The sequence below is a fragment of the Deltaproteobacteria bacterium genome (assembly GCA_005879795.1).
Classification (GTDB): Bacteria; Desulfobacterota; Binatia; order DP-6; family DP-6; genus DP-6.
The window spans coordinates 1-7,899 of record VBKJ01000035.1 but is presented as its reverse complement, the minus strand read 5'-3'; the positions used below and the strand labels follow the sequence as shown (position 1 = coordinate 7,899).

General features: G+C 72.5%; 8 protein-coding genes. 4 read left to right on the top strand and 4 right to left on the bottom strand.

Translation table 11 applies throughout. The annotated features are described in order from the left end of the window. Nucleotides 1–673: 673 nt before the first annotated feature. The 4 genes from E6J59_01445 to E6J59_01430 form a co-directional block, all read right to left on the bottom strand. A complete protein-coding gene (locus E6J59_01445) occupies nucleotides 674–1,261 on the bottom strand; it encodes an NUDIX domain-containing protein (GenBank protein ID TMB23677.1) in 588 nt (195 codons plus the stop codon). Between the two features lie 31 nt (nucleotides 1,262–1,292). Next, entirely contained in the window at nucleotides 1,293–2,045 is a 753-nt protein-coding gene (locus tag E6J59_01440) for a hypothetical protein (GenBank protein TMB23676.1), read from the bottom strand. Between the two features lie 95 nt (nucleotides 2,046–2,140). Beyond that, a complete protein-coding gene (locus tag E6J59_01435; protein ID TMB23675.1) occupies nucleotides 2,141–2,899 on the bottom strand; it encodes an SDR family oxidoreductase in 759 nt (252 codons plus the stop codon). Beyond that, complete coding sequence (locus E6J59_01430; protein ID TMB23674.1) at nucleotides 2,880–3,668, bottom strand: hypothetical protein; 789 nt, start codon at nucleotides 3,666–3,668, stop codon at nucleotides 2,880–2,882. Before E6J59_01430 ends, E6J59_01435 begins: the two co-directional genes overlap by 20 nt. Before the next feature lie 108 nt (nucleotides 3,669–3,776). Between E6J59_01430 and E6J59_01425 the strand changes: the two genes are divergently transcribed. The 4 genes from E6J59_01425 to E6J59_01410 all read left to right on the top strand — a co-directional run. Then, nucleotides 3,777–4,982, top strand: coding sequence for a CoA transferase (locus tag E6J59_01425; protein TMB23673.1), 1,206 nt, complete (start codon nucleotides 3,777–3,779; stop codon nucleotides 4,980–4,982). Nucleotides 4,983–5,042: 60 nt separating this feature from the next. Beyond that, on the top strand, nucleotides 5,043–5,630 hold the full coding sequence (locus E6J59_01420) for a Uma2 family endonuclease (protein ID TMB23672.1): 588 nt from the start codon (nucleotides 5,043–5,045) through the stop codon (nucleotides 5,628–5,630). A gap of 41 nt (nucleotides 5,631–5,671) precedes the next feature. Beyond that, entirely contained in the window at nucleotides 5,672–6,847 is a 1,176-nt protein-coding gene (locus E6J59_01415) for an acyl-CoA dehydrogenase (protein TMB23678.1), read from the top strand. A gap of 127 nt (nucleotides 6,848–6,974) precedes the next feature. Then, nucleotides 6,975–7,899 (top strand): CoA transferase (locus E6J59_01410; protein ID TMB23671.1); only part of this gene is annotated, 925 nt, incomplete at its 3' end.

Sequence of the window (7,899 nt, the reverse complement as noted above, 5' to 3'; positions counted from 1 at the left end):
GTATCTGAGCGTGCCGCTCGCCAGCTGGGGGTTCCTGGTGGCGGCCCCCGACTTCCCGGGCATCAACCGAGCCGACTGCGACGCCGGGGCGCCGCCGGGGGACCTCTTCGGCGACCCCCTGCGCGACCTCGAGTTCCTGCGCGGAGCCTTCCACGATCGGAGCGGTCCGGCGCGCGCGCTGGCGCACCTCGTCCGTGGCGGGCGCGCGGGACTCGTCGGCCACTCGCTTGGCGGCTTCGCGGTCGTGCACGCGAGCCTCGCCGACCCGAGCCTGACCGCCGTGGTGGCGCTCGCAGCCCTTGCCGGGAGCGCGGACGGGCAAGCGTTCCACGGGCTCCGGCCGCGGCGCGCGGTGCTGGTCGCCGGCGGTACCTCGGACGCGACCATACCGTTTGACCTGATCCCGGCCCCGCTCTTCGCCGCGCTCCCGGCGCCCGCGTTCCTCGTGAAGATCGTCGGCGGCACGCACAGCGGCTTCACGGACATGGACAGCCGGCTCTCGGCCGGCCAGCTCGCCCGGCAGCAGGCGCTCACGCGGCGCTACGCGACGGCGTTCCTCGAGCGCTACCTGGCGCGCGATCGGCGCTTCGCCCGCTTCCTCACGCCAGGCGACGCCGCGGCGGAGGGGACGGACGTGGAGTTCACCGCGCGCGAGCAGTCTCGACGATAGGCCCTACCCGCGCGCCAGCCGCTCGAGCAGCGCCGCGTCGGTCGGGAACGCGAGCGGGGGCGGGGCGGCCGGGTCGAACCAGTCCACGGCCACGGCGTCGTCCCCGGCGACGGGGTGTACGGCGGGATCGGCGAGCGTCGCCGCGAACCAGACGCCGATGGTCGGCTTCTCCGGCTCGTGGAAGTTGGACGCGACCTGGACCGCCTCGCCGATCACGACCTCCACCCCGGCCTCCTCGCGCGCCTCGCGCGCCGCGGCCCCGCGCACGTCCTCGCCCCACTCGACGAAGCCGCACGGGAAGCACCACCGGCCGGCGCCGAACTGCCCGGGTGCCCGCTGGACGAGGAGCACGCGCCCCGCGGCGTCGCGGACCACGCAGGCCGCGCCCACGCCGGGGTTGGCGAAGAAGGTGAAGCCGCAGCCCGGGCAGCGCGGCCGCGGGATGCCGCCCCGCACGGCGCGCTCGAGCGCCGTCCGGCAGCGCGGGCACGCGACCCAGTCGTCGCCGGGCGAGGCCATCGGCCCGGACAGGATGGCGGAGCGCGCCGCCCCGGCGCAAGGACGCGTCCCGTTTACGCCCGTCCGCGTCATCGGCGCGGGCTCCTCTGGCACCGCAACCGGGTCAGCCCTTCTTGCCGGGCCTGGTACGCAGGGCCTCCTCGATCATCGTCCTGAACTCGCCGAATGAGCGCTCCCCCACCCGCTTCCCGTTGACGAAGAAGGTGGGCGTGGCGTCGACGTCGGCGGCGCGCCCGTCCCGCCTCTCGTTCGCGACCTGTTCCTGCACCTCCTGCGAGCTGAAGTCCTTCACCCAGCGCGGCACGTCGAGCCCGATCCTGCCGGCGTACTCGGTCAGCTTGTCGACACTCAGCTCGCGCTGGTTCTGGTAGAGGACGTCGTGCATCTCCCAGAACCTCCCCTGCTTGTCCGCTGCGATCGCCGCCTTGGCCGCGTCCAGGGCGTGGTCGTGGACCCCGATGAGCGGGAACTGCTTGTAGACGAGGTTCACGTCCTTCGGGTAAGCCTGCAGGACCTGCTTCACCAGGTCGCGCGAGTCGCCGCACGGCGGACACTGGAAGTCGGAGAACTCGACGATCGTGACCGGCGCGCTCTTCGGCCCCTTCACCGGCGAGGCGCCGACGAGGATGTCGTAGACCTTGTCGGGGTACGTCTTCACCTCGGGCGCTGCGGGGGCCGCCGCGGGCTGCGTCGCGGCCCCCTCGACGGAGCGATCCAGCCGTCCGAGCCTGAAGAGGATCTCCCGCTGATCGCGCTTGACGTCGTCGAGGTCCGGCGCGCTCGGGCCGCATGCCGGGAGCGCGGCGAGCGCCAGGCACCCGATGACGGCCTCCATCACGTGCATCGTCCTCTCCATCTCGGGACTCAATAGACCGCCCCGACGCGGGGGTGCAAACCGGACGCGCGGACCCAGCCGCGGCGCGGCGTTGCCGGCGCCGCGGCGCTCGACCCCTACCCCAGGTGCGCGCCGCCGTCGACGTAGAGCACGTGCCCGGTGACGAACCGGGAGTCGTCCGTCGCGAGGAAGAGCGCCACCGGCGCGATGTCCGTCTCCGGATCCCCGAGCCGCCCGATCGGCCGCGCCGCCATCGCTCTGGCGAAGCCCTCGGGGTCGCGCGCCGCGTAGTCCTGCCCGCGCCTGGTCCACGCGCCGGGCGCGATCGCGTTCGCCGTGATCCCCTGTCGGCCCCACTCGCGCGCGGCCGTGCGGGTGAGCGCCGCGATGCCGGCCTTGGCGGCATTGTACTCGCCGAGGCCCGCGTCGCCGCGGTCGGCGGCGAGGGAGACCATGTTGATGATGCGGCCCCAGCCGCGCGCCGCCATGTGCGGGCGGGCGGCGCACATCGCCCACCACGTACCCTTGACGCCGCTCGTCCACGACAGGTCGAACTGCTCGTCCGGGATCTGCTCGAGCGGCGCGCGCGCTCCGAAGCCGTGGGCGTTGTTCACGAGCACGTCCAGGCTTGCATAGCGGCGTACGCCTTCCTCGACCATGCGCTCGACGTCGGCCTTGCGCCCGACGTCGGCCACGATGGCGAGCGCCTCGCCGCCGGCGGTGCGGATCTCCTGCACCGTACGCTCCGCGCGGTGCTCCTTCAGCTCGGCGACGCACACCTTCGCCCCCTCGCGGGCAAGGACGAGCGCGATCCCCCGGCCGATCCCCTGGCCCGCGCCGGTGACGAGTGCGACCCTACCGTCGAGCCGGCCCATCGAGCGCGCCGGGCTCCTCGAGCCAGCGGTTGAGGGCCCACGTCCGCCATTCGTTGGTGAGGATCGTGTGCTCGACCGCCTGGCGCACGCGGCGCTGCACGTGGGCGCTCGTGCACACGCGCTGCATCAGCTCGAGCGCCTTGTCGCCGTGCTCCTGCTCGGCGTAGGCGTGCACCTCGAGGTCCTTCACGCGCACGCCGTAGTGCCGCTGGAGGCCCTCGTAGAGCGTCTTCGCGTAGCCGCTCATGCCCGCCACCCGCTCGCGCGCGTAGCCGAAGGCGGCGAGGCCCTCCTCGTAGGAGCGGCGTACGTAGTACAGCATGGTGTAGACGGAGCCGATCGTCTCCGGCATGGGCACGTAGGCGCGCAGCTCCTCGTCCGGGATGCCGAGCGCCCGCGTGTACTCGACCTTCATGAGGACGTGGTTCGGGTCGCGGAGGTACCCGCATTCGTCGGCGAAGTTCTGCGTCCAGTGGGCGTAGTGCTCGGAGTCCTCGAGCGTGAGCGCGTCGGTGTCGGGGGCGTTGGCGATGAGCAGCGGGAACTCGGGCGTCATCCAGAGCCCCAGGTAGTAGAGCTCCTTCGCGTAGCGCTTGACGATCTCCAGGCTCGCCCGGCCCTCGCCGATCGCGGGGATCACCTTGCTCTGCGAGTACGGATTGTGCTCGGCGATGAAGCGGTCGAGGCCGGCGAGGAACTCGCCCACGGGGAGCGCCCGCTCCTCGCGGCCGCGCTTGATGACGTCCTTGAAGGCGCCCGTCGTGGTCATCGGTATTCTTCGCTCGCGCTCATCAGTATTCCTCGCTCACGCTCATCAGTATTCCTCGCTCACGCTCGCCCGTTTGAACGGCTGCGGCGAATGTAGGAGCATCGCTGCGTGGGTGTCAACGGCCCGCTCCCGCTCGCCGGCGTCCGCATCCTCGCCTTCACGCAGCTCGGGGCGGGGCCGTACGGGCTCATGTTCCTCTCCGACCTGGGCGCCGAGATCATCAAGGTGGAGGACCCGACCACGGGCGGCGACGAGGCGCGCGCGGTCCCGCCCTTCAACGACCCGGCGGCGCGCGACGGGCTTTACTATCAGTCGCTCAACCGCGGCGCGCGCAGCATCACGCTGAATCTCCGCAGGCCCGAGGGCCCGGATCTGCTGCATCGCCTGGTCGCGCGCGTGGACGCCGTCTACAACAACATGCGCGGCGACCTGCCCGGGAAGCTCGGCCTCGACTACGCGGCGCTGAAGACCGCCAACCCGCGGGTCGTCTGCTGCTCGCTCTCCGCCTTCGGCCGCACGGGTCCGCGCGCCGGCGACCCCGGCTACGACTACCTCCTCCAGGCCTACGCGGGCTTCATGAGCGCCACCGGCGAGCCCGACGCGCCGCCCACCAAGTGCGGCGTGTCGATCGTCGACTTCTCGGGCGGCATCCTCTCCGCGCTGGCGCTCATGATCGGACTCCACCGGGCCCGCGCGACCGGCGTCGGCTGCGACCTCGACGTCTCGCTCCTCGACACGGCCATCTCGATGCTCAACTACATGGCCATCTGGACCCTCAACCGCGACTGGCGCCCGCAGCGCCTCCCCGAGGGCGCGCACCAGAGCCTCGTCCCCAGCCAGAGCTTCCAGACGCGCGACGGCTGGATCGTCATCATGTGCATGAAGGAGAAGTTCTGGGAGCGGCTGGTGGAGCGCATGGGCCTCCCGCATCTGCGCGAGGACGCGCGCTTCCGCACTTTCCCCGACCGGCTCGCCCATCGCGATGCGCTCCGCCCGATCCTGCGCGCGGAGTTCCTCCGCCACACGACGGCGGAGTGGATCGAGCGGCTCCGCGGCCACGTGCCGATCGCGCCCGTGTACGCGGTCGAGGAGGCGCTCGCCGACGAGCAGGTGCTGGCCCGGGAAATGGTGATCGCGGTCGAGCACCCGCGCCTCGGGCGGCTCCGCGAAGTCGGGTGTCCGATCAAGATCGACGGCGTCGCGCCGCGCTACGCGCCGGCGGCGCCGCTCGGAGCGGACACGGCGGCGGTGCTGGAGGAGGTCGGGATCGGCCCCGCCGAGTTCGAGGAGTTCCGGCGACGCGGCGTGGTGTAGCTCCCGCGTACCTGTAAGCTGGCGTTGTGGGGCAGCCCGGCGCTCTGTAAGCTTCGCACCATGGCCGTCGCCGTCCCTCCCGCCGGGACCGTGCCGGAGCGCTTGACCGTCGAGCGGTACTTCGCGCTCGTCGATGAGGGGGTGCTGCAGCCCGACGATCCGGTCGAGTTGCTGGAGGGGGTAATCGTTGCAATGGCGCCGTCGAATGCGCGGCACGCGTCGGCGACGACCCGGGTGGCCGATGCGTTTCGGGGAGCGGTGGGCAAGAGGGCGCTCGTGCGCGAGGAGAAATGCTTGATCCTGGGCCTCTACTCCGCGCCGGAGCCCGACGTCGCTCTGGTGCCCGGGCCGCACGAAGCCTACGACGATGCGGACCCGCGGACCGCGCTGCTCGTCGTCGAAGCGGCCGACTCCTCGCTCGTACAGGACCGGATCACCAAGGCGGCGATCTATGCGGGAGCGGGCATCCCCGAGTACTGGATCGTCAACCTGCGCGACGACCGCGTGGAGGCCTACCGGGGACCGGACCCGCAAGCGCGGCGTTACGCCGAGCAGCGTCGCGCCGTCCGCGGCGAGACGCTCGAGCTGGTTGCCTTCCCCGGCGTTCATATCGCCGTCGACGAGCTGTTGCCTCGCCGGGCGCGGTGAGCGCGGTTGACGCGCCGGCGCCCGCGCGGGCAAGTACGCTCGTGGATCTCGCCTTCACGCCCGCCGAGGAGTCCTTCCGCGCCGAGCTGCGCGAATGGCTCCGCGCGAACATCCCTCCTCCGGCCGAGCACGCGTCCCTCGCCGACGAGGTCGCCTTCCTGCGCGGCTGGCAGCGGCAGCTGCACGAGGGCCGCTGGGTCGGCATCCACTGGCCGCGCGAGTACGGTGGGCGCGGCGCCTCGGTCGTCGAGCACTACATCTTCCAGGAGGAGATCGCCGCCGCGCGCGCGCCCGAGATCATCAACCGGATCGGCGTGAACCTGGTCGGGCCGACGCTCGTCGCGCACGGCACCGAGGAGCAGAAGCGACGTTACCTCCCGGAGATCCTGCCCGCCGAGGAGCTCTGGTGCCAGCTCTTCTCCGAGCCCGGCGCCGGCTCGGACCTGACCGCGCTGCGCACGCGCGCCGAGCGCCGCGGCGACGGCTGGGTCGTCACCGGCCAGAAGGTGTGGACGAGCTACGCGCAGTTCGCGCGCTGGGGCATCCTGCTGGCGCGCACGGATGCGGCGGCGCCCAGGGCCAAGGGCATCAGCTACTTCATCTGCGACATGCAGGCGCCCGGCGTCACCGTGCGCCCGCTCCGCCAGTTGACGGGCAGCGAGGAGTTCAACGAGGTCTTCCTGGAGGACGTGCTCGTCCCGCGCGAGCATCTCGTCGGCCGGGAGAACGAGGGCTGGGCGATCGCCAGCACGACCCTCGCCCACGAGCGCGGCACCTCGCCCCGCCAGCTTGTCATGCACCGCATGCTGCTCGACGACCTGCTGCGCCTCGCGCGCGAGGGCGTCGACGGGCAGGCGGCGCGGCGCGCGGACCGGGTGCTGCGCCAGCGCCTCGCGCAGCACGCGATCGAGGTCGAGATCACGCGCCTCAACAACTGGCGCACGCTGACCCGCCTCCAGCGCCAGGAGCCGCTCGGCCCCGAGGCGAGCTTCGTCAAGCTCTTCTGGAGCGAGATGAGCCAGCGCATGCACGACACGCTGATGGAGCTGCTCGGCCCGGTCGGGCTCTGCTGGCAGCCCGGAGCGCACGCGGTCGCGGGCGGCCGCCTGGCACGCTCCTACCTCTACTACCGAGCCGCGTCGCTGTTCGCGGGGACGTCGGAGATCCAGCGCAACATCCTGGCCGAGCGCGTGCTCGGCCTGCCGCGCGCGCGCTGAGCGCGCGCCTTGACACCCCGCGGTCCGCGCGGGATAGCCGGGGCGTGCCCCGCATGCACGGGACGAAGACGGCGATGGACGCGCTCGCGGGGCGGCTCACCGCCGCGCGCGATCGGGGCGCGGCGCGATGACGGGCCCGCTCGCCGGCATCCGCGTGCTCGACCTGGGCACGCGCATCGGGGCGCCCTTCGCCGCCACGCTGCTCGCCGACCTGGGCGCCGAGGTGATCAAGGTCGAGCTGCCGGGGCAGGGCGACTTCATGCGCTCGATCGGGCCCTTCGTGGGTGACCACTCGCTCTTCTGGGCGGTCGAGGGGCGCGGGAAGAAGTCGATCACGTGCGATCTCCGCAAGCCCGCGGGCCAGACGCTGCTCAAGCGCCTCGTGCCGCTCGCCGACGTGGTGGTCGAGAACTTCCAGCCCGGGACGCTCGAGTCGTGGGGGCTCGGCTACGACGTCCTCTCGGCGCTCAACCCCGGCATCATCCTGACGCGCGTGTCGGTGTACGGGCAGACGGGGCCGTACCGCGACCGCCCGGGGCTCGACCGGAACGGCATCGCGCTCGGCGGCCTCCTCTACATCACCGGCTACCCCGACCGGCCGCCCGTCCGCCCGGGCGTCATCGTCTCCGACTACCTGACCGGCGTCTTCAACGCCTTCGCGATCGTCTCCGCCCTCTACGAGCGCGACCGGCGCGCGCGCGAGACGGGCGCGCCGCCGCGCGGGCAGTGGGTCGAGCTGTCGCTCTACGAGTCGATCCTCCGCATCATGGAGCACACGCTGGCGGCCTACGACCGCCTGGGCATCGTGCGCGAGCGCGAGGGCAACCGGCTCAGGAACTCCGCCCCGCTCGACAACTGGGAGACCAGGGACGGGAAGTACGTGTGTATCATCGCCGCCGGGGACGGGCTCTTCCCGCGCCTCGCGCGCGCCATGGGGCGCGAGGACCTGCTCGGCGATGCGCGCTTCACGACCATGGCCCGGCGCGCCGAGCACGCCGACGAGATCAACGCCATCGTGGCCGCCTGGTGCAAGGAGCGGACGGCGCGCGAGA